The sequence below is a fragment of the Streptomyces sp. NPDC047981 genome (genome assembly GCF_040653315.1).
Taxonomy (GTDB): domain Bacteria; phylum Actinomycetota; class Actinomycetes; order Streptomycetales; family Streptomycetaceae; genus Streptomyces.
The window spans coordinates 87,564-106,642 of sequence record NZ_JBEZNQ010000019.1 but is presented as its reverse complement, the minus strand read 5'-3'; the positions used below and the strand labels follow the sequence as shown (position 1 = coordinate 106,642).

The window sequence follows — 19,079 nt, the reverse complement described above, 5'->3', positions numbered from 1 at the left end:
GGACGAGCTGATGCCGTGGTCCGTCGCGCCGCTGCGGCTCGGCCGTTCCTGGGTCGTGGCGCCGGACGTGCGGACCCTGCGCGAGCGCTGGAACCGGCTGGTCGCCGCGGGCCCGGAGGAGCGCGAGGAGCTGTTCCGGCCCAGCCGGGCGCGTACGCCGTCGAGTTCGGTGGCCGCGCTGCCGGGGCAGCGGACCGGCACGGTCCGGTTCGCCCGGGAGGCCGGTCCGTGCCCGGATCCGGTACGGCTCGCCCACGGCCCCTTCGACGAGCAGTGGCTGCTCCCCGACCATCGGCTCATCGACACCGCCCGCCCCGAGCTGTGGCGCGTCGCCGACGAGCACCAGCTCTTCGCCGTCGAGCAGGGGTACGTGCCGGGCGCGGCCGGCACCGCGCTGCTCGTGACGGCCGCGCTGCCCGCGGGCCGCTCCCCCGCCGGGCGCCCGGGCCGGATCCGTCCGCTGTTCCGCCGCCCCGGGGGCGAGGAGCCGAACCTCGCGCCCGGGCTGCTGTCCTGGCTGAGCGAGCGGTACGGGCGTGAGGTCGGCGCCCCCGAGATGCTGGCCTGGGCCGTGGCGGCCGCCCGCCCCTCCCCCGCCGGCTGCCGCGTACCGCTCCCGGCGGACCCGGACAGCTGGGCGACGGGTGTGGCACTCGGCCGCGGGCTCCTGGACGTCCAGCTCCGGGGCGCCCGGGGCGGCGAGCGCCCCCGGTTGCCCGGCGGCCGCAGGCCCTATGTGCGCGCCCCGATCCCGGCCCGGCCGGCCACGCTCGCGTACGAGCCCGGGGAGGAGACCCTGACGCTCGACGGCGGCAGGATCTCGCCGGTGCCGGCCGAGGCCTGGGACTACCAGGTGGGAGGTGTCCGGATGCTGGAGCAGTGGTTCACGCACCGGACTGCGGCCGCCGAGCCGGGCGCCCTCGAGGCGATCGGCCCGGCGGCCTGGCCGCAGGAGTGGACCTCCGAACTCCTGGAGCTCATCACCGTGCTCGCGCTGCTCGCCGCCCGTGAACCGGAGTGCGCAGCGCTCCCCGGCGCCGGACCGCTCCTGTCCCGGACCGCGCTGCGCGAGGCGGGCGTCCTGCCGGTCCCGGACGCGTCCCGCCGCCCCGCCTCCGTCCTCGACCATCAGGAGGAGGGCCCGGAAGGGCAGTTCGCGCTGCTCTAGAGCGGCCGGTGGACCGAGGGACCGCGAGCGTGTCCCCGGGCGGTCACTCCGTGCAGGCTATGCCGTAGTACCCGAAGGCGAGGCCGGCGTTGCTGCTGAACCGACCGGGGAGGATCGTGCCGTCCAGGTAGTAGCGGCCGTCGGAGCCCCGGTCCCAGACAGTCGCCTTGACCGACATGTTGTTCACGTACGACTTGACCGAGGTGAGGCCGTACGAGGGCAGGTCCCAGCACGTGTCGACGCTGCCCGTCCGCAGCTTCATGTTGGTGAAGCCGGTGCCCGCGTACAGGCACAGTTGCCCGGCCGGGCACGCCTCGGCGGCTGCCGCCGTCGGGGCGGTCGCCACCATCCCGGTCACGGCCAGCCCGGCGGCGAGTGCGATCGATGCCAACTTGCGCTTCAGCTTCATCAAAGTCCTCCGTTGAACGAGTAGTTGCTCAGGAGGAGAGTCTTGTGCCGTGTGATCATCGTTTCCAGGGACCGTTGTTGCAGATAAACGGGCCGTCCGTTCGCGGACGGACACAGCGCGAGGGAAGGGTGCCGGATGAAGCCGTCGGCCGGGGACCGGAGCCGCCTCAAGGAGATGCTCCGGGCGCGTCGAGCGGCGATCGACCCGGTGGCCATGGGATTTCCCCGGCGCATGCCAGGTCCCGGCCGGCGCGCCGCCGGTCTGAGCCAGGAGCAGCTGGACGTGCTCCTCCACCGCACACCGGGGACGTACAACCGGTTCGAGAACGGTCAGCTCGCCTGTCCCGGCGTCGAATTCCTCACCGCCGTCGCCAGGACGCTGCGGCTGGGCGAGCAGGAGTGGGCGTTCCTGTGGCTGGTCACCCGCAAGGAGAACCCGCCGCACGCCCTGTACGACACCTCGGGGACGTCCGTCGCCCACGTGTGGCAGCAGGTCGTCGACCGGATCACCGGCGCGACGGCGTACATCAGTGATGCCGAGTGGAACGTCGTCCTGCACCACGAGGACTTCCGGCTGCTCTTCCCCCGCGGGCGGGCGCCGGCCAACATCATGCGCTGGATGGTCCTCGACCCCGAGGCCCGCACCGAGGTCCTGACGCACTGGGAGACCCGCTGGATGCCGGCCCTGCTGCCCGCCTTGAAGGAGAGCGTGGCGCTGCGCCCGGAGAACGCGTCGCTCGCCCGCCTCGAGCGCGATGTGCTGGCCGATCCCGCGGCCGGAAGGCTCTACCGCGACCACGCCTGCGCACCCGTGCCCTACGTCGACGGCTCCGAACTGCCCCTCCGCCACGCCGTCCACGGCCCCGGCACGCTCACGACCTGCCTCGCCGAACCCTTCGCGCAACCGGGTGCCCGCCTCAACCTGAGCCTCTTCACGCCCGCGGGCTGATGCCCGTCCGGCGGGGTGACCGGCCGGTCACCCCGACCGGCCGGTCACCCCGCCGGGACGAAGGAGTCGAGGGCGCGTCCCAGGGTCCGGTCGAAGACCTCCTCGGGGTCGAGGGGCTCGATCCCGGCCGCGCCGATCACCGCCGCCAGTCTCGGGTACTCGCCGCCCGCCAGCCGGCCCGCCAGATAGGCACCGCGCGCGGCCTGTTCCTGCTCCTCGGACCAGGGCAGCCCGCGGGCGCGCTCGGCGAGGGCGAGTTCGTTGGCGACGATCGTCATCACGGTGCCGTTGACGGTGGCGATCAGCTCCATCTTCGTGCCGCCGGGCAGGTCGAGACCGTCCAGGCAGGCCAGACACCCCTCCAGGAAGCGCAGCGCGTGGGGGCCGAACGCGTACCCGGTCGTCATCAGCCTGATCACCCACGGGTGGCGGCGCAGGATGTCCCGGGCCTGCCGGCCCACGTGGAGCATGTCCGCGCGCCAGTCCCCGCTCGGCGGGTCGGGGAGGTCGTACTCGGCGCTGACGGCGTCGACCATCAGCTCGTACAGGTCCTCCTTGCGCGGCACGTAGTTGTAGAGCGACATCGTGCCGCAGCCGATGTCGGCCGCGATCCGTCGCATGGAGAGCGCCTCGATGCCGTCGGCGTCGGCGATGCGGACGGCGGCGGCCACGATGTCGGCCCTGCTGTACGCGGGTTTCGGGCCGCGGCCCGTGCGCTCGGGGCGCGCCCAGATCACTTCGGGTTCGGCCGCTCGGCCCGCCATGGATCATCACCTCGCCCACCATCGTAGTTACGTACACCGTACGTAGTGCGGTACGGTCGACCCATGACTACTACGTACGCTGTACTTAGTGAGGGTCTGCAGAAGCGCTACGGCGAGGTCCACGCGCTGCGCGGGCTCGACCTGGCGGTCCCCGAGGGCACCGTCTGCGGGGTGCTCGGCCCCAACGGCGCGGGCAAGACGACCGCCGTCAGAGTCCTGACCACGCTGGCCGCCCCGGACGCGGGCAGCGCCCGCGTCGCCGGGTGCGACGTGGTGCGCGACCCGGCGGGGGTACGGAAGCGGATCGCGGCCACCGGGCAGTACGCCTCGGTCGACGGCGACCTCTCCGGCGCCGAGAACCTCCGGCTCTTCGCCCGGCTGCTGCGCGCCCCGCGCGCCCGCGCCGACGAACTGCTCGACCGGTTCGGGCTCACGGAGGCGGCCGGACGGCCCGCGCGCACCTACTCGGGCGGGATGCGCCGCCGACTCGACCTCGCGGCGAGCCTGCTCGTACCGCCGCGGGTGCTCTTCCTCGACGAGCCGACGACGGGGCTCGACCCGCACAGCCGGAACGGGATCTGGGACGCCGTACGGGGGTTGGCGTCCCGGGGCACGACCGTGCTGCTCACGACGCAGTACCTGGAGGAGGCCGATCAGCTCGCCGACGACATCGTGCTGATCGACGAGGGCCGGGCCGCCCAGCGCGGCACTCCGGCCGAGCTCAAGGCGCTGATCGGGAGCTGGGCGGAGGTCGTGGTCGCCGACGCCCGGTACCTCGACGCGGCGGCGGGCGTGCTCGACCGGCTGACCGGCTCGGCCCCGGCGCTCGACGCCGAGCGCCGCACGGTCGGCGTGGTCACGACGGACGGCACGCTCACCCTCCCCCGGATCGTCCGCGAGATCGACGCGGCCGGGGTTCCCCTCATGGACGCGTCCCTGCGCCCGCCCACCCTCGACGAGGTGTTCCTCCGCCTCACCGGCCACAAGGAGCTCGCCGCATGAGCGCACTGGTCCACGACGGGGCCGCAGTCCTCGGCAGGCATCTGCACAAGGTCCGCCGGGCGCCGGCGATCACCGTCATGACGCAGACGATGCCGATCGTCTTCCTGCTCTTCTTCGGGTACGTGTTCGGCAGCGCGCTGGCCATGCCGGGCACCGAGTACCGGGCGTACCTGGTCCCGGGCCTGCTCGTGGCGACGGCGGCGGGCGGTGTGATGACGGGGATGTTCCAGGCCGCGCAGGACGCGCACCGGGGCGTCATGGACCGCTTCCGGACCATGCCGGTCAGCCGGGCCGCCGTGCCGCTCGGTCAGGCCCTCGCCGACCTCCTGACCAGCGCGGTCGGCATGGTCCCGCTCATGCTCGTGGGGCTCGCGATGGGCTGGCGGATCGAGGGCACGGCCCTGGAGGCGCTGGGGGCGTTCGGGCTGCTGCTGCTCTTCCGGTTCGCGGCGACCTGGGTGGGGATCCTGCTCGGCCTCGCCTCGAAGAGCGAGGAGGCGGCCGGCCAGCTGGGCAGCGCCACCTTCATGCTGCCCCTGCTCTCGAACGCGTACATCCCGACCGAGAACATGGCGGGCTGGCTGCGGACGGTCGCCGAGTGGAACCCGATCTCGGCGGTCACGACGGCCGTACGGCAGCTCTTCGGCAACGGGGCCGTGCCGGCGGACGCCGCCTGGCCGGTGGCGCACCCGGTGGCCGGCTCGCTGCTCTGGTCCCTGGCCCTGATCGCCGTCTTCGCGCCCCTGGCGGTCCGGCGGTACGCGCGCGGGTGACGGGGCGACCGGCGGGGGCGACCGGCGGCGGGTGACGAGGGCGACGGTGACACGAGGCCGCCCGCAGGGTAGGCAGGGCTGTCATGAGCACTCAGCCACTCCCCCTGGAGGGGATCACGGTCGTCGCCGTCGAGCAGGCCGTCGCCGCCCCCTTCGCCACCCGCCAGCTCGCCGATCTGGGCGCCCGGGTCATCAAGATCGAGCGCCCCGACGGCGGTGACTTCGCGCGGGGTTACGACACGGCGGCCCGTGGCCTCGCCTCGCACTTCGTGTGGTGCAACCGGGGCAAGGAGTCGGTGGCCGTCGACCTCAAGGACGGGCGCGGTCTCGACCTGGTCCGCCGGCTCGTGGCCCGCGCGGACGTCTTCGTGCAGAACCTGGCACAGGGGGCGGCGGCCCGGCTCGGCCTGGACGCGGCGACCCTGTGCGCCGCGCATCCCCGGCTGATCGCGGTCGACGTCTCGGGGTACGGGCCGGGCGGGCCGTACACGCACAAGCGGGCCTACGACATGCTCGTGCAGTGCGAGGCGGGCCTGGTGTCGGTGACCGGGACGGCGGAGCAGCCGGTGAAGTCGGGGATCCCGGCCGCGGACATCGCGGCCGGGATGTACGCGTACTCGGGTGTGCTCGCCGCGCTCGTGCGGCGCGGGACGACCGGACGGGGCGGTCCGGTGGAGGTGTCGCTGCTCGACTCGCTGGCCGAGTGGATGGGTCACCCTCTGCACCACGGGATGCACGGAGGCACGGCCCCGGCGCGCACGGGGCTCGCGCACGCCGTGATCGCGCCGTACGACGCCTATCCGACGGCCGACGGGAGCCTGGTGCTGCTGTCGGTCCAGAACGACCGGGAGTGGCGCCGGCTGGCCGAGCGGGTGCTCGATCGGCCGGACCTGGCGGAGGATCCGGCGTTCGCGACGAACACGGCCCGGGTGGCGGGCCGCGCGGCGACGGACGCGGTGGTGGCCGCAGCCCTCGCGCCGCTGACGGCGGCGGAGGCGCTGGCGCGGCTCGACACGGCGGGGATCGCGTGCGCGCGGTTGAACACGGTGGCGGACCTCGCGGCCCATCCGCAGCTCGCGGCGCGGGAGCGGTGGCGTGAGATGGGCTCGCCGGTGGGGCCGCTGAGGACGCTCGTGCCGCCGGTCACGTTCCCGGACGGGCCGGACGCACCGATGGGGCGTGTGCCGGGTCTTGGCGACGACACGGACGTCGTACTGGGGGAACTGGGCGTTCCCCCGGAGGAGCTTCGGGCGCTACGGGCGGACGGTGTCGTGGCGTGACGCCCGACGGGGTGGGCGCACCGCGGGGTGGGAGCACCGTCACCCGGGGTGAAAGCCCACCTCGCTCCGCCTCGGCGGAACGAGGGCTCACACCCCCACCGGTCGGTCCTTCGTCCTCAGCCCCGGCTGCCGAAGAGGCTCCGGCGGAGGCGACGGAGGGGGGCGAAGAGCGAGACGCGCGCGCTCTTGTGACGACGGGTGTGCGTGGCGTCGCGCGAGGTCAGCTCGCGCATCAGCAGCGTCGCCTCGGCCGCCTCGCGCTGGGGCACGACGGGGCCGCCGAGCACCGCGAGATGACGGTCGAGCCGCGAACTGGTCGCACTGCTCCCGCATGTGATGGCAGGCACTCGCGGCCTGCTGCGCATTGCTATCTGTTCCATGAGACTCCCCACCCTAACGAGGGCACCCGGCCCGGGCAGGTTAACCCTATCGCTCCGCTGTGACACTCGTGTATCCCGACGGCAGGATTCACCACACTCGTACGGGGGTTGACGACTACTGTCCGAATCCATCTGATTTCAGGGTGAGTTGGACAGGGCTCGAACACCTGCCGAACCGTCACGAACCATCCTGCGCCCACGGCCGCCGTCTGTCGCCACCTGACGGTGTGTGATCTCCGCCACCAAGATCACTCCACGTTCTCCACGCCGTGTTCGAAGTCCGCGGCCCGGGGGCAGAAATGGACCACCGAGGCCGACGACGGACGGGGAACGCCATGACCGTGATCGCGGGGCGGTACCGGCTCCTGGACGTCCTGGGGCAGGGCGGCATGGGCACGGTCTGGCGCGCCAGGGACGAGGCGCTCGGCCGTGACGTGGCCGTGAAGGAGGTCCGCGCCCCCGCGGGGCTGAGCGGCCCCGACGAGCGGCGGCTGTACGCGCGCCTGGAGCGCGAGGCCTGGGCGGCGGCCCGGATCACCCACCGGAACGTGGTGACCGTCTACGACGTGGTCACCGAGGACGGCCGCCCCTGGATCGTGATGGAGCTGATCCACGGGCTGACCCTGTCCGACGTCCTCGACGCGGAGGGGCCGATGCCGGCGCGGCGCGCCGCGCTGATCGGCGCCGAGGTTCTCGCGGCGCTGCGCGCGGCGCACGAGGCCGGTGTGCTGCACCGGGACGTGAAGCCGGGCAACGTCCTGCTCGCCAACGACGGCCGGGTCGTGCTGACCGACTTCGGGATCGCGGCGGTGGAGGGGACGTCCCCGCTGACGATGACGGGCGAGCTGATCGGCTCCCCCGAATTCCTGTCCCCCGAGCGGGCGTTGGGCCGCACACCCGGCCCGCCCTCGGACCTGTGGTCGCTCGGGGTGCTGCTCTACGCCGCGGTGGAGGGCGGTTCGCCGTTCCGCCAGGACACGCCCCTGGCCACGTTGCGCGCCGTCGTGGACGAGGAACTGCCGCCGCCGCGCAGGGCGGGAGCGCTCGCCCCGGTCATCGAGGGCCTGTTGCGCAAGGATCCGGGCGAGCGGCTCGGGGCGGAGTCGGCCGAGCGGCAGTTGAGGCTGGTCGGCGCGGGCGGTGCGCCCCGTTCGGGACCGGTGCGCTCGGAGCCGTACGGCGCGGGCGGCCGGCCTCCCGAGGGGGAGCAGGGCGGGCCCGCGCCCCGGAGCGCGCCCCCGAGCCCCACGCCGCCGCTCCCCCTGCCGACGCCGGCGCGGCACGACGATCCGGCCTCCCAGGAGCGGTCCGGGCGGGCCGTGGCCGTGCTCGCCACGGGGGTGGCGCTGCTGCTGCTCGCCGTGGGCGGACTCACGTACGCGCTGCTGCGGAACCAGGACCGCGACGGCGGGGGCGGCGCTCCGGTGTCGAGCCCACCGACGACGGGTGCGCCTCCGACCGGCTCCCCCACCGCGGCGACCACTGCGGCACCGACGCCGACCCGCACGACCGCGACGGCCACCACCACGGCGCCGCCCACCACGGTCCTGGTGTACGTGCGGGCCGTGCGCGGCAGTTACAGCGGCGCCTGCCCGCCGGCCGAGCACCGGGCACCGGCCTTCACCGCCACGCTCACGGTGGGCCGGACGCCTACGTCGGTGGAGTACCGCTGGGTCACGGACAGCGGGGAGAGTTCGGCGGAACAGGGCTGGCGGACGCTGGAGTTCCCGGCGGGCGGGCCCCAGGAGAAGAACGTAGAGCACACGGAGTCGACGCACCGGGCGGGTGGCACCTGGCGCGACCGGATCCGGATGGAGGTGCGCGCTCCGGTCGAGAAGCGCTCGAACCGGGTGGAGTTCTCGGTGACCTGCGAGCAGGTGACCCCGACCGGCGGGGCCACCCACCCGAGTGGTTCGGCGACGCCGACCGCTACACCTACGCCACAGCCCTGAAGCTGGGCAGGTAGCCACCGGACTGGCCGGCGGCGGTGGGGTGGTACGACTCACCGATGTTGAGCCAGTTGACGCTGTGCAGCCAGGACGCGCTGGAGCAGATCTCGTGGCCGGTGAAGGCGGGGACCACGCTGGCGAAGGTGTAGCCGTGGTCGGCCGCGCGCTTGGCGGTGGCCTCGTTGAGGACGTCCGAGCCCTCGTTGATGGCGCGCCGTTCGTTCTCGCTCAGTCCGGCGACGCAGCTGCCGCCGAGCTTGTAGAAGCGGGGGTAGCCGAGGACGACGACCCGGGCGTTCGGGGCCTTGGCTCTGATGGCCGCGTACACCGAGTCGAGCTTGCCGGGCAGGGTGCTCGCGACGTACGCCTTGGCTTGATTCACTCGGTCGATACAGGCGGACTCCGACTGGAGGACGCAGGTGGTCATGACGTCGGCGAAGCCGGCGTCATTGCCTCCGATCGTGACGGAGACCAGGTCGGTGGCGGTGGAGAGGGGTCCGAGCTGACCGCTCGTGACATCACCCGTTCGGGCGCCCGAGCATGCCGTGAACGCGAACGACGAGGGTGCGTTCGCGTTCTTCCAGAGGACGGGGAAGGCCTTCGTGGAGCGCTTGCAGTCGCCGCTGGCGCTGTCGTAGCTGCCGGCTCCGACGCCGGAGGAGTACGAGTCGCCGAGCGCCACGTAGTCGACGGCGGCGGCTTCTGCGGCCTGAGCGGCTCCCGCCCCGGTGAGGGCGAGGACGGCGCCGAGCAGGAGTGAGGACGAGAGTGCCGCGAATCGGGTCAGTTTCATGGAATCTCCCTGTAGCAGGATCACTGCGCTACTAGGTAGTAGCAGCCGATCCCGGCTTGTTGGAAGTGTCCATGCCAAGAAGTTTTGGCGAGATGTTGCCGACCACCCGTCAGCGACCGTCGAGATCAAGCCACCTGATGGATCATCCGTCGAAAAGAATTCGCACAACCATATTCAGGAGTTCCATTCGACCTCAACAACACCACCAGAAAAGCGGATTGCAAAATGACGATCGGGACGCTTCCGTAACCGACCGCACAAGGACCGGCAATTACCGGAAACGGGAGCATCAGATCCAGGGCTTGCCATACAGTCGCATTCATCAATACCGTCGTACATCTCACCCGCTTCGACCCGTCGCGCTACAGCTCAGGGGAGGGCTCAAGCGACGCGAAGGGCCGGGGCGGGGCGCGGTAGGGGGGTGCTGGTCCGGCGTGCGCGCAAGCGCGCGTCCGGGTCGCGTGCCGCGCGGTCTGAGATGCCACCCACCCATGCCCGAACGGCGATCGTCGCTGCTCGGACGGGGTGGGGACCCCCCTTTCGTAACCGGACAGACCACGGGACAGCCCGGGGGTGGGCGGTCCACCGGACGAGAGGGAAACACCATCATGAGCTCATTCCTGCGCCCGGCCGTCGGCAGCCATGAAGCGGTGGAGCAGAGCGATCACCGCAGAATAGCCGCGCAATACAAGGCGATCACCTCGCATTTGGCCATCACACCGCCGGTGAGCGTGGTCATCCCCGCGATGAACGAAGCAGAAAATCTTCCTTACGTCTTCAAGTCCCTGCCGGACTGGATCCACGAAGTCGTTCTCGTCGACGGAAACTCCACCGACGACACCGTGCACGTGGCCCGCGAACTCCGGCCCGACGTCAAGGTCGTCAAGCAGGTCGGCAAGGGCAAGGGCGACGCGCTGATCAGCGGCTTCGCCGCCTGCACCGGCGACATCATCGTGATGGTCGACGCCGACGGCTCGGCCGACGGCCAGGAGATCGTCTCCTACGTCTCGGCGCTCGTCGGCGGCGCCGACTTCGCCAAGGGCTCCCGCTTCGCCAACGGCGGCGGCACCGACGACATGACGCCGATCCGCCGGCTCGGCAACTGGGCGCTGTGCGCCCTGGTCAACCGCAAGTTCGGGGCCCGCTACACCGACCTCTGCTACGGCTACAACGCCTTCTGGCGGCACTGCCTCGACAAGGTCACCCTGGACTGCACCGGCTTCGAGATCGAGACCCTGATCAACATCCGGGTCGTCAAGGCCGGCCTCAAGGTCCAGGAGGTGCCCAGCCACGAGTACCTGCGCATCCACGGCGTCAGCAACCTCAACGCCGTGCGCGACGGCATCCGGGTGCTCAAGGTCATCCTCAAGGAGAAGGGCGTGAGACGCGCGGCGCGCCGTCGGCCGACCGCCTTCTCGGTCAACGTCCCCCGGGGAGAGACCTCTTGAACGGTCGGCAGTTCTCCGTCGTGATCTGCGTCTACACGGAGGAGCGCTGGGAGGACATCCTCGCGGCGGTCGACTCCGTACGGAACCAGTCGCGGCCGGCCCGGGAGATCCTGCTCGTGGTCGACCACAACGAGCGGCTCCTGGCGCGGCTGAACCGGCGGTTCGCGGACGGCACGGACGGCTCCGTCCACGGAGAGGAGGTGCGGGTGCTCGCCAACGCGGGCCCCCGCGGCCTGTCCTCCGGACGCAACACCGGAATCGCCGCGTCCCGCACCGAGTTCGTGGCCTTCCTCGACGACGACGCCGTGGCCGAGCGGGACTGGCTGCGGTACCTGGCCTCGGGCTACGACGACCCGCACGTCATGGCGGTCGGCGGCCGGACCCTGCCCGCCTGGGCCTCCGGCCGACGGCCCGACTGGTTCCCCGAGGAGTTCGACTGGGTCGTCGGCTGCACGTACCGCGGGCTCCCGCCCGGACGGGTCCGGGTGCGGAACGTGCTGGGCGGCAACGCCTCCTTCCGGCGTACGGCCTTCGACGCCGCGGGCGGCTTCGCCACCGGCATCGGGCGGGACGGCGACCGGCGGCCGCTCGGCTGCGAGGAGACCGAGCTCTGCATACGGCTCTCCCAAGTCCTGCCGGAGGCCGTCCTGTTGATCGACGACCGGGCCGTGATCCACCACAAGGTCCCGGCCGTACGCGAGCGCTTCGGCTACTTCCGCACCCGGACCTACGCCGAGGGCCTCTCCAAGGCGCTCGTCTCCAGGAGCGTCGGCGCGGGCAAGGGTCTGGAGGCCGAACGGCGGTACACCACAAGGGTGTTGCCAGCCGGAGTCGTACGCGGTCTGCGCGACGCGCTGCTCGGGCGACCGGGCGGCGCGGGCCGGGCCGGCGCGATCGTGGCGGGCGTGGCGATCACGGCGGGCGGCTACGTACGGGCGGCGCTACGGGTGCGCGGGGGCGGGGTGACGTTCTCCTCGGGCCCGATCCCGCGACTGCCGGAGTCCGCCGACGCGACGCCGGCGGAGCCCACCGGTGCGCCCGCGCAGTCCGCGCCCGAGGTGGCCGCGTGAACGATCCGGTACCGATCCTGATGTACCACGCCGTCGGCCACGAACCGGCTCCGGCCGCGCACCGGCTGTCCGTCTCCCCCGAGGCGTTCGCCGCGCAGATGGAGGTCGTGGCCGACCGCGGGCTGACCCCGCTGACCACGGCGGAGCTGGCCGAGGCGTGGCGCACGGGTGGTCCGCTGCCCGCGCGCCCCGTCCTGATCACCTTCGACGACGGCTACGAAGGCGTGCACCGGCACGCGCTGCCCGTGCTCGCCAAGCACGGCTTCGCGTCGACGGTGTTCGTCTCGACCGGCTGGCTGCGCGGCGCGTACGACGAGGGCGGGGCCCTGGACACCATGCTCGACTGGGCCCAGGTGCGCGAACTGGCCGCCGCCGGTACGGAGATCGGCGGCCACAGCCACAGCCACCCGCAGCTCGACCAGGTCGACGACCGGCGGCTCTGGTACGAGACCCTGCGCTGCAAGGAGATCCTGCGCGAGGAGCTGGGCCGGGCGCCGGTCTCCTTCGCCTACCCGTACGGCTACTCCGACCGCCGCGTCCGCCGCACGGTCCGGGCGGCCGGCTACGCCCAGGCGCTCGCGGTGGGCAACGGCGTCGCGCGGCGCCGCCAGGGACCGTACGCCCTGGAACGGCTGACCGTGCGGCGCTCCACCGGGATCGAGGAGTTCGCCCGGCTCGTGGAGGGCCGGGCGATCGGCCGGACGTTCGCGGCGGACCGGGTGCTGACCAAGGGGTACGCCGTGGTCCGCAGGGCCCGGGGCGCGGCGCGGGCGGCGGGCAGGCTCGCGGTCTGAGGCGCGGCGGGAAACGGCCGGAGGCCGTACCGGAGCGGTGTCCGGTACGGCCTCCCTGCGTCGGGCCGCCCGCCGTCAGCGGCGACGGCCCAGGGCGCGGACGACCCGCGCGCCCAGGTGGAGGCGGGTCGCGCCGGCCGCCGTGAAGGCGCCGATCGCGATGGCCGCCCAGGTGGGCAGGGTGGTGAACGTGCGCAGGCTGAGGGCGACCACCGTCAGGACGACGATCATGACGAGCAGATCGAGCACGGCCGCCGGCCGGCCGCCGGGGCCCGGGGCCCCGGTCCACCCGAGGGAATCCCGCCGGCCCTGCCCGCGGGTCATGACAGCTGGCCCATCAGGCAGCCCGCGGCCGCCACGGAGACGTAGCCCCAGGGACCGCCCGCGAACTTGACCATCCGCAGTCCGGCGCGGGCGCGCTGAATGTTGACGGAGACGTGGTGCGACTGGACGGGCACGTAGGCGGCGAGGGCGCCGACGCCGCACTTCTTGGCGGCGTTCTTGACGACCCTGCCGATCTTCTTCCACTTCCAGCTGAAGGGGTTCCACCACGGGTCGGCGACGACGGGGAACGCGGTGTTCGCGTCGAAGCTCACCGTCTGGATCAGGGTCTGACCGTCAAGGCGGTACGAGGTGGGCACCGGCTTGCCGTGCGCGTCCTTCGCCCAGGGGGCGTTGATCGCCGCGACCGGCTCGTTCGGGTCGGACGAGACGATCACGATCGACCCGTCCGGCTGCTGTCGCAGGCTCGAACCCGGGGCGAGGCTGAGGGGGACCCGGTACTCACGCGGCGCGGCGGCGTTCTTGATGACCTGGAGCGTGCGGCTGCCACCGGCGAGGGTGGGCTGGACGACGGTGTCCACCGAGGAGGCGGCGTCGGCGTGGACCACGCTGCCGTTGACGTTGACGCCGCGCTGCGGGCCGGCGCCGGTCCCGATGCCGACCGCGGGGATGTCGTCCGGCTTGACCTCGATGCGGCCCTGGGAGTCCCAGGGCACGGTCACGGTGCCGGTCGCCGTCTCGGCGATGGCCGCGAACCGGGTGTCACTGGTGGTCGCGGGGGTGATGTCGGCGGCGTCGAGGGCCGCGTTGGCCGCCCCGAAGGCGTCGATGGCCGGGCCCGGCCGCCAGGAGGTGTCCACGGTGAAGGTCACCGGGTCCGACCAGCCGTTGGCGTAGTGCTGGCCGTCGTAGGTCGTCGTGCGGAAGGTGTACGCGCGGCCGGTGGCCAGCTTGCCGGCCGGGACCTTCGCGGAGGCCGTCTCGCCGGAGCGCACGAACGGGGCGTTGAAGAGGGCGACGACCTCGCCGGTCGCCTTGTCCTTGACCTCGAAGGTGCCCTGGACCTGGTCGTCCTCGTTGACGTCCTCGGTGGTGAATCGGAGCGTGGGGGTCAGGCTGTTGACCTTGTAGACGCCGCCCTCGCTGTAGAACGGGGTGCCGGCCTGGAGGTTGGCGCCGTTCTTGGGACGGTAGTTGAAGGTGACCGTCAGCTGCGGGACCTTGTCCTCCGTCGTCTCCGAGGAGTAGAAGCGCTTCCAGGCGTACGTGTCCGACTCGTCGACGGCCTTGAGGGCCACCGAGCCGGTCGCCGCCTTGGCGCTCGCCCAGGTCTTCGCCAGTTCGGTGACGTCGGCGGTCACCCGGCCCGCGTTGTTGCAGGTGCTGCTGCGGGTCTCGGTGGAGGTGGCGAACTTCTGGCGCAGCGCGGGCTGCTTGGTCCAGCGGCTGGAGGTGTCGGCCGGGTCGGCCGCCCACACCTCCCAGCCGCGCTTCTCGCAGGACCAGGAGTGGTAGTTGTACAGCGACAGCTTGGCGTCGGTGACCAGCGCGTCGGCGAACTGGCCGGTCTCCCAGGTGAGGAAGGAGCGGGCGGTGCGCTTGGTGCTGCCCGCGTAGTCGCCGGGCCAGCCGATCTTGAGGTCGGTGGAGGCCGACTGGTCGGTGGTGTCACCGCCCTGCACGAAGGTGTCGAAGAGCACCGAGAGGGTGTCGGTGGCCGGGTCGACGGTCACCGGGTACTTCGTGGCGGGGTCGGCGAGGAAGGCCCGGTCGGGGGTGAGCCGCAGTTCGACCGTGTCCCCGTCCTGGACGACCGTCATCGGCACCCGGGCGGTGCGCTTGCGCTCCCCGGAGCGCTCGTCCACCTGCGCGTCCCACATGACGGGCGCGGGCATGGTGGCGACCGGCTCGCCGCTCTCCCGGTCGGCGAACACGACCGAGTCGTCCGGCTGCTGGGTGGCGGTCAGGCCCGGGATCCGCAGGGGCAGGGTCATCGGGGCGGCCCCGTCGGCCGGCCGCTGCTTGAGGCTGAGGAACTGCTCGAAGCCGGTGCGGGTGGCGTCGACCACGAGGTCCGCGCCCGGGACGGCGTCGGGGTAGGTGGCCTTGGGCCCGTCGAGGACCGGAGCGGGCAGTCCGCCCTTCCACTGGACGCCGATCGACTGGTCGCCGGTGCCGAGGGTGATGAGGTCGCGGGCGGCGGAGGCGGGCGCCTCGGCCGCAGCGCGGGCGGAGCGGGCCCGCGCGCCGCCGGGTCCGGCCAGCTTCAGCTCACCGGGGTGCGCCTCGGCCTCGACGGTGCCGTCGGCCTGGCGGCGCAACGTGGCGTCCACGTCGGTCCAGGTGCCGTCCTTGAGCATGCGGACGGGGCCGCCGGAGACCGTGCTGGTCAGCGTGCCATCGGGGTTGGCCCAGGTGGTGCTGGTCTCGGTCCGGCGGTCGAGGACCTCGATCCGCCGGTCGTACACCTGGGCGGCGAGCAGGGCCGATTCCGCGGTGACGGCCTCGGTCACGGTCCCGCCGAGCGGGTTCTTCGCGCGTACGGCGTCCCGTACCGCCTGGTCCTGTGCTGCCTTGTCCTGTTCGGGCTCCGCCGCCAGGGCCGGGGTGGCCGCGCCGAGCAGAGCGAGCGCAGTCAGCGCCGAAACGCCCCCCACCGCGATGGATCCGGAAAATCTACGCCGTATCGACGACATGCAGGTCCTTGCTCGAACGACAGGTCCGCGACCGCCGTTCCAGCGGGCGCGGGCCTGATCAACTTTGGTTGACCTGCAAGATCCAAACAGAGGTAAAGAGCAGGTAAGCAGGGTCGAAAGTCCCTCTTTGCAGGGCCGACAGGCCTTTGTCCGCAAAGTCCGATCGGCCCTTTCCTTCCTGCCAAAACCTGGTGCGGGCCCTCCCCCGTTGCCGGATCATGGTCGCCATGTCTGCCACGCCATCCGAGCCGTCCGGGCCATCCGAGCCGCCTGAGCCGTCCGAGCCCTCCGAGCCGCATCGGGCGCTGCCCGTCCGCCTCACCGTCGACGACAGCGACTCGCCCTCGGACGTCATCGACGCGCTCTTCCTCGGCCGGTTCACCACCGGCGAGCAGCCGCACGCGCAGAGCACGACCCTGGACCGGGTGAAGCCCGCCGCGACGCTGCTGCCCGCCGGGGCGAAGGTGCTGCGCGCCGCCAAGGACGACGACCGCTCCGCCCTCCTCGCCGAGGGCGAGGGCTGGACGCTGCTCGTCTCGCGCTGGAACCGGGGCGCGGACGTCACCGTCACCGCGACGGAGCCCGAGCTCGCGGAACGGATCCTCGGGGAGGCGACGGACGGGGCGAAGGACGAGCCCGAGCCGCAGCCCGAGAACGTGACGATGGGCTTCTGGTACGTGTCGCCGCGGCGCGGCCCGCACCGCACGACCCGGCAGATCAGCGCCGGGACGTGGGAGGAGATCCGGCCCAACTACACGGCGCCGGTGGCCGATGCGCTGGACCGGCTGATGAAGGTCACCCCCGACGACATCGCCGGCCGGCTGCTGCTGCTCCACGGGCCGCCGGGGACCGGCAAGACCTCCGCGCTGCGCACGCTGGCCCGCTCCTGGCGGGACTGGTGTCAGGTGGACTGCGTCCTCGACCCGGAGCGGCTCTTCAACGACGTCGGCTATCTGATGGACATCGCGATCGGCGAGGACGAGGGCACGGCGAAGGGCCGGTGGCGGCTGCTGCTCCTGGAGGACTGCGACGAGCTGATCCGCGGCGAGGCGAAGAACACGGCGGGGCAGGCCCTGTCCCGGCTCCTGAACCTCACGGACGGGCTGCTCGGCCAGGGCCGCAACGTCCTCGTCGGCGTCACCACCAACGAGGACCTGGAGCGGCTCCACCCCGCCGTGGTCCGCCCCGGCCGGTGCCTGGCCCGGCTCGAAGTGGGCGGTCTCACGCGGGCGGAGGCCGTGGGGTGGCTGGGGACGGAGGACGGGGTCGGGCGGGACGGCGCGACGCTCGCGGAGCTGTACGCCCTGCGCCGCGGCACGTCGCCCGCCGGCATCCCGGAGTCCCGGGCCCCGGAGTCGGGGCTGTACCTGTAGGACCCGCCGGGTCAGCTGCCGTACGCCGGAATCAGCCGCCGTACGACCGGATCAGCTGCCGTACGTCGCCCGCAGGGCGTCCGAGATGGCCGCCGTCGCCGCCTCCCGGCTCAGGCCGAGACGCTTCGCCTCCGCCGCGTACGTCGCCGCCGCGCTCGCCGCGAGGCGGGCCGCCGCGTCGCCGGCCGCCGCGACGAACGTGCCGAGGCGGCCGCGCGTCTCGATGACGCCGTCCGCCTCCAGCGACTTGTACGCCTTGGCGACCGTGTTCGCCGCCAGGCCGAGGTCCTCCGCCAGGCCCCGTACCGTCGGAAGCTTGTAGCCGACCGGCAGCGCTCCCGAGCGGGCGCGTTCCGCGATCTGGGCGCGGAGTTGTTCGTACGGGGCGGTCGAGGAGCCCGTGTCCATGGTGATTCGCAATGTCACCCGCCGATTCTCCCCCCGCCGCGGGGGAAAATGGGAGGCGGCCGCGCCACTCCCGCGCATAGCGTGCGGCACCATGACTGTGATCGTCCGAGATGTACGCCCCGAGGACGCCGAGGACTTCGCCCGTGTCCGGCGTGCGGCGCTCCCCTACATGCTCGCCAGTGGCACCCAGGTCGCGTACGACTGGGCGCACGCCCATCCCGACGCGCACGCGCGCCCGCTGGTCGCCGAGGTCGACGGGGAGGTCGTCGGCACGGCCCAGCTCCGCGTCGCGCACGACGCGCCCGAGCCCGGGGTCGGTTCGGTCAATGTCTACGTCCACCCGGAGAAGCGCGGCCTGGGCGCGGGCACGCTGCTGGTACGGGCGTCGGAGGAGCATCTCGCGCAGTGCGGGGCCACCACCCTCTACAGCTGGGTGCTCGACGCGCCGGAGTTCCGGGCCTTCGCCGAGCGGCACGGCTACGAGGCCCGCCGCTCCGCGCACTTCCTCCGGCTCGACCTCGCGTCCGCCGAACTGCCGCCGCTCCAGGTTCCGCCGTCCGGTGTCGAGCTGCGGACCGCCGCCTCCTTCGCCGCCGACCCCCGTCCGCTGTTCGCGCTCGACGCGGTGACCACGGCCGACGAGCCGGGTGACGTCGGTGCCGAACTGACGGACTACGAGCACTGGCTGGCGACCACGTGGCACCACCCGCTCTTCGACGCCGAGCTGACCACGGTCGCCGTGGTCGACGGTCGCCCGGCCGCGTTCAGCGCCGCCCAGACCGACGGCTCGGGGCGCTACAGCACGGGGATGACCGGCACCGACCCTGCCTTCCGGGGCCGGGGCCTGGCCAAGCTCGCCAAGAACGACTCCCTGCACCGGGCGCGCGCGGCGGGCTGCACGGAGGCGTTCACCGGGAACGACGCCGGCAACGGGCCGATGCTGGCGATCAACGAGTGGTTCGGTTACGAGATCTGTGCGACGGAGGTGCGCCATGTCAGGGCGCTCGGTTGAGGTGGTGCTCGTCAAGGCGGGGCGGACGAAGATCCGGTATCCCGCCGAGGTCGTGGCCGACGACGGCGCGCGGCTGACCGTACGCGCGCCCTGGGCGGCCGAAGGCGTACGGGACTTCGGGTTCGTGCGGTTCGAGCCGGGCGACGTGTTCGTGGAGCACTACTGGCGCGACCGCTGGTACGCGGTCAAGGAGGTCCGGTCCTCGGACGGCACGCTCAAGGGCTGGTACTGCGACATCACCCGGCCGTCCGTCGTCGGCGGCTCCGAGGTCGTGGTCGAGGACCTGGACCTGGATCTGTGGGTGTCGGCGGACGGCAGCGAGGTGCTGCGTCTCGACGAGGACGAGTTCGCGGCGAGCGGCCTGGCCGCCGCCGACCCGGAGGCGGCGGCCCGCGCCGTCGGCGCCCTCGACGAGCTCGAACACCTGGGCCGCGAGGGGCTGGTGCGGCTGCTCGCCGGTCTGCCGGACCGGTGACGCCGGCGTCCCCCGGCCGCAGTCGAGGACGGTGTCGGCCGGGGGCGGTGTCACC

The 19,079-nt window shown here is 72.8% G+C and carries 19 protein-coding genes; 12 read left to right on the top strand and 7 right to left on the bottom strand.

What is annotated here, in order from left to right; genetic code table 11:
* Positions 1 to 10: 10 nt before the first annotated feature.
* Positions 11 to 1,168 (top strand): type ISP restriction/modification enzyme, encoded by a 1,158-nt coding sequence (locus AB0E14_RS14400; protein ID WP_362416278.1) that lies wholly within the window; start codon positions 11 to 13, stop codon positions 1,166 to 1,168.
* 43 nt (positions 1,169 to 1,211) lie between these two features.
* Here AB0E14_RS14400 and AB0E14_RS14395 read toward each other — a convergent pair whose 3' ends face one another.
* A complete protein-coding gene (locus AB0E14_RS14395; RefSeq protein ID WP_362416227.1) occupies positions 1,212 to 1,577 on the bottom strand; it encodes a peptidase inhibitor family I36 protein in 366 nt (121 codons plus the stop codon).
* A 135-nt stretch (positions 1,578 to 1,712) separates the two neighbouring features.
* Here AB0E14_RS14395 and AB0E14_RS14390 point away from each other — a divergent pair, with 135 nt between their 5' ends.
* Positions 1,713 to 2,525: a helix-turn-helix domain-containing protein gene (locus AB0E14_RS14390; RefSeq protein ID WP_362416224.1), complete on the top strand. Its 813-nt coding sequence runs from the start codon at positions 1,713 to 1,715 to the stop codon at positions 2,523 to 2,525.
* A 44-nt stretch (positions 2,526 to 2,569) separates the two neighbouring features.
* On the opposite strand, the gene AB0E14_RS14385 is transcribed toward AB0E14_RS14390, so the two are convergent.
* Positions 2,570 to 3,289, bottom strand: a complete 720-nt coding sequence (locus tag AB0E14_RS14385) for a TetR/AcrR family transcriptional regulator (protein WP_362416221.1) — start codon at positions 3,287 to 3,289, stop codon at positions 2,570 to 2,572.
* Between the two features lie 63 nt (positions 3,290 to 3,352).
* On the opposite strand from AB0E14_RS14385, the gene AB0E14_RS14380 reads away from it, so the two are divergent.
* The 3 genes from AB0E14_RS14380 to AB0E14_RS14370 all read left to right on the top strand — a co-directional run bounded on the left by AB0E14_RS14380 (position 3,353) and on the right by AB0E14_RS14370 (position 6,344).
* The gene (locus AB0E14_RS14380) at positions 3,353 to 4,291 is read left to right on the top strand and encodes an ATP-binding cassette domain-containing protein (RefSeq protein WP_362416218.1); all 939 of its coding nucleotides are present in this window, start codon (positions 3,353 to 3,355) and stop codon (positions 4,289 to 4,291) included.
* Entirely contained in the window at positions 4,288 to 5,064 is a 777-nt protein-coding gene (locus AB0E14_RS14375) for an ABC transporter permease (protein WP_362416215.1), read from the top strand. The genes AB0E14_RS14380 and AB0E14_RS14375 overlap by 4 nt, the downstream gene beginning before the upstream one ends.
* A gap of 83 nt (positions 5,065 to 5,147) precedes the next feature.
* The gene (locus AB0E14_RS14370; protein ID WP_362416212.1) at positions 5,148 to 6,344 is read left to right on the top strand and encodes a CaiB/BaiF CoA-transferase family protein; all 1,197 of its coding nucleotides are present in this window, start codon (positions 5,148 to 5,150) and stop codon (positions 6,342 to 6,344) included.
* A 116-nt stretch (positions 6,345 to 6,460) separates the two neighbouring features.
* Here AB0E14_RS14370 and AB0E14_RS14365 read toward each other — a convergent pair whose 3' ends face one another.
* On the bottom strand, positions 6,461 to 6,724 hold the full coding sequence (locus tag AB0E14_RS14365) for a hypothetical protein (protein WP_362416209.1): 264 nt from the start codon (positions 6,722 to 6,724) through the stop codon (positions 6,461 to 6,463).
* A 335-nt stretch (positions 6,725 to 7,059) separates the two neighbouring features.
* Here AB0E14_RS14365 and AB0E14_RS14360 point away from each other — a divergent pair, with 335 nt between their 5' ends.
* Positions 7,060 to 8,676, top strand: coding sequence for a serine/threonine-protein kinase (locus AB0E14_RS14360; RefSeq protein ID WP_362416206.1), 1,617 nt, complete (start codon positions 7,060 to 7,062; stop codon positions 8,674 to 8,676).
* Here the strand turns inward: AB0E14_RS14360 and AB0E14_RS14355 are convergent.
* On the bottom strand, positions 8,660 to 9,466 hold the full coding sequence (locus AB0E14_RS14355) for an SGNH/GDSL hydrolase family protein (protein ID WP_362416203.1): 807 nt from the start codon (positions 9,464 to 9,466) through the stop codon (positions 8,660 to 8,662). The two genes, AB0E14_RS14360 and AB0E14_RS14355, sit on opposite strands and share 17 nt — an antisense overlap.
* A gap of 608 nt (positions 9,467 to 10,074) precedes the next feature.
* Between AB0E14_RS14355 and AB0E14_RS14350 the strand changes: the two genes are divergently transcribed.
* From AB0E14_RS14350 to AB0E14_RS14340, 3 genes are read left to right on the top strand one after another with little or no spacing between them, the layout of a single operon-like run.
* Positions 10,075 to 10,914, top strand: a complete 840-nt coding sequence (locus AB0E14_RS14350; protein WP_362416200.1) for a glycosyltransferase family 2 protein — start codon at positions 10,075 to 10,077, stop codon at positions 10,912 to 10,914.
* Positions 10,911 to 11,984, top strand: a complete 1,074-nt coding sequence (locus tag AB0E14_RS14345; protein ID WP_362416198.1) for a glycosyltransferase family 2 protein — start codon at positions 10,911 to 10,913, stop codon at positions 11,982 to 11,984. The genes AB0E14_RS14350 and AB0E14_RS14345 overlap by 4 nt, the downstream gene beginning before the upstream one ends.
* Positions 11,981 to 12,778, top strand: a complete 798-nt coding sequence (locus AB0E14_RS14340; protein ID WP_362416195.1) for a polysaccharide deacetylase family protein — start codon at positions 11,981 to 11,983, stop codon at positions 12,776 to 12,778. Before AB0E14_RS14345 ends, AB0E14_RS14340 begins: the two co-directional genes overlap by 4 nt.
* A gap of 75 nt (positions 12,779 to 12,853) precedes the next feature.
* On the opposite strand, the gene AB0E14_RS14335 is transcribed toward AB0E14_RS14340, so the two are convergent.
* Complete coding sequence (locus tag AB0E14_RS14335; RefSeq protein ID WP_362416192.1) at positions 12,854 to 13,102, bottom strand: hypothetical protein; 249 nt, start codon at positions 13,100 to 13,102, stop codon at positions 12,854 to 12,856.
* Positions 13,099 to 15,717 (bottom strand): DNRLRE domain-containing protein, encoded by a 2,619-nt coding sequence (locus AB0E14_RS14330; RefSeq protein WP_362416189.1) that lies wholly within the window; start codon positions 15,715 to 15,717, stop codon positions 13,099 to 13,101. The genes AB0E14_RS14335 and AB0E14_RS14330 overlap by 4 nt, the downstream gene beginning before the upstream one ends.
* A gap of 266 nt (positions 15,718 to 15,983) precedes the next feature.
* Here AB0E14_RS14330 and AB0E14_RS14325 point away from each other — a divergent pair, with 266 nt between their 5' ends.
* On the top strand, positions 15,984 to 17,129 hold the full coding sequence (locus tag AB0E14_RS14325) for a DUF5925 domain-containing protein (protein ID WP_362416186.1): 1,146 nt from the start codon (positions 15,984 to 15,986) through the stop codon (positions 17,127 to 17,129).
* A gap of 51 nt (positions 17,130 to 17,180) precedes the next feature.
* On the opposite strand, the gene AB0E14_RS14320 is transcribed toward AB0E14_RS14325, so the two are convergent.
* Entirely contained in the window at positions 17,181 to 17,555 is a 375-nt protein-coding gene (locus tag AB0E14_RS14320; protein ID WP_362416183.1) for a GntR family transcriptional regulator, read from the bottom strand.
* 73 nt (positions 17,556 to 17,628) lie between these two features.
* On the opposite strand from AB0E14_RS14320, the gene AB0E14_RS14315 reads away from it, so the two are divergent.
* The gene (locus AB0E14_RS14315; protein ID WP_362416180.1) at positions 17,629 to 18,549 is read left to right on the top strand and encodes a GNAT family N-acetyltransferase; all 921 of its coding nucleotides are present in this window, start codon (positions 17,629 to 17,631) and stop codon (positions 18,547 to 18,549) included.
* Positions 18,530 to 19,024, top strand: coding sequence for a DUF402 domain-containing protein (locus AB0E14_RS14310; RefSeq protein ID WP_362416177.1), 495 nt, complete (start codon positions 18,530 to 18,532; stop codon positions 19,022 to 19,024). The genes AB0E14_RS14315 and AB0E14_RS14310 overlap by 20 nt, the downstream gene beginning before the upstream one ends.
* Positions 19,025 to 19,079 lie beyond the last annotated feature (55 nt).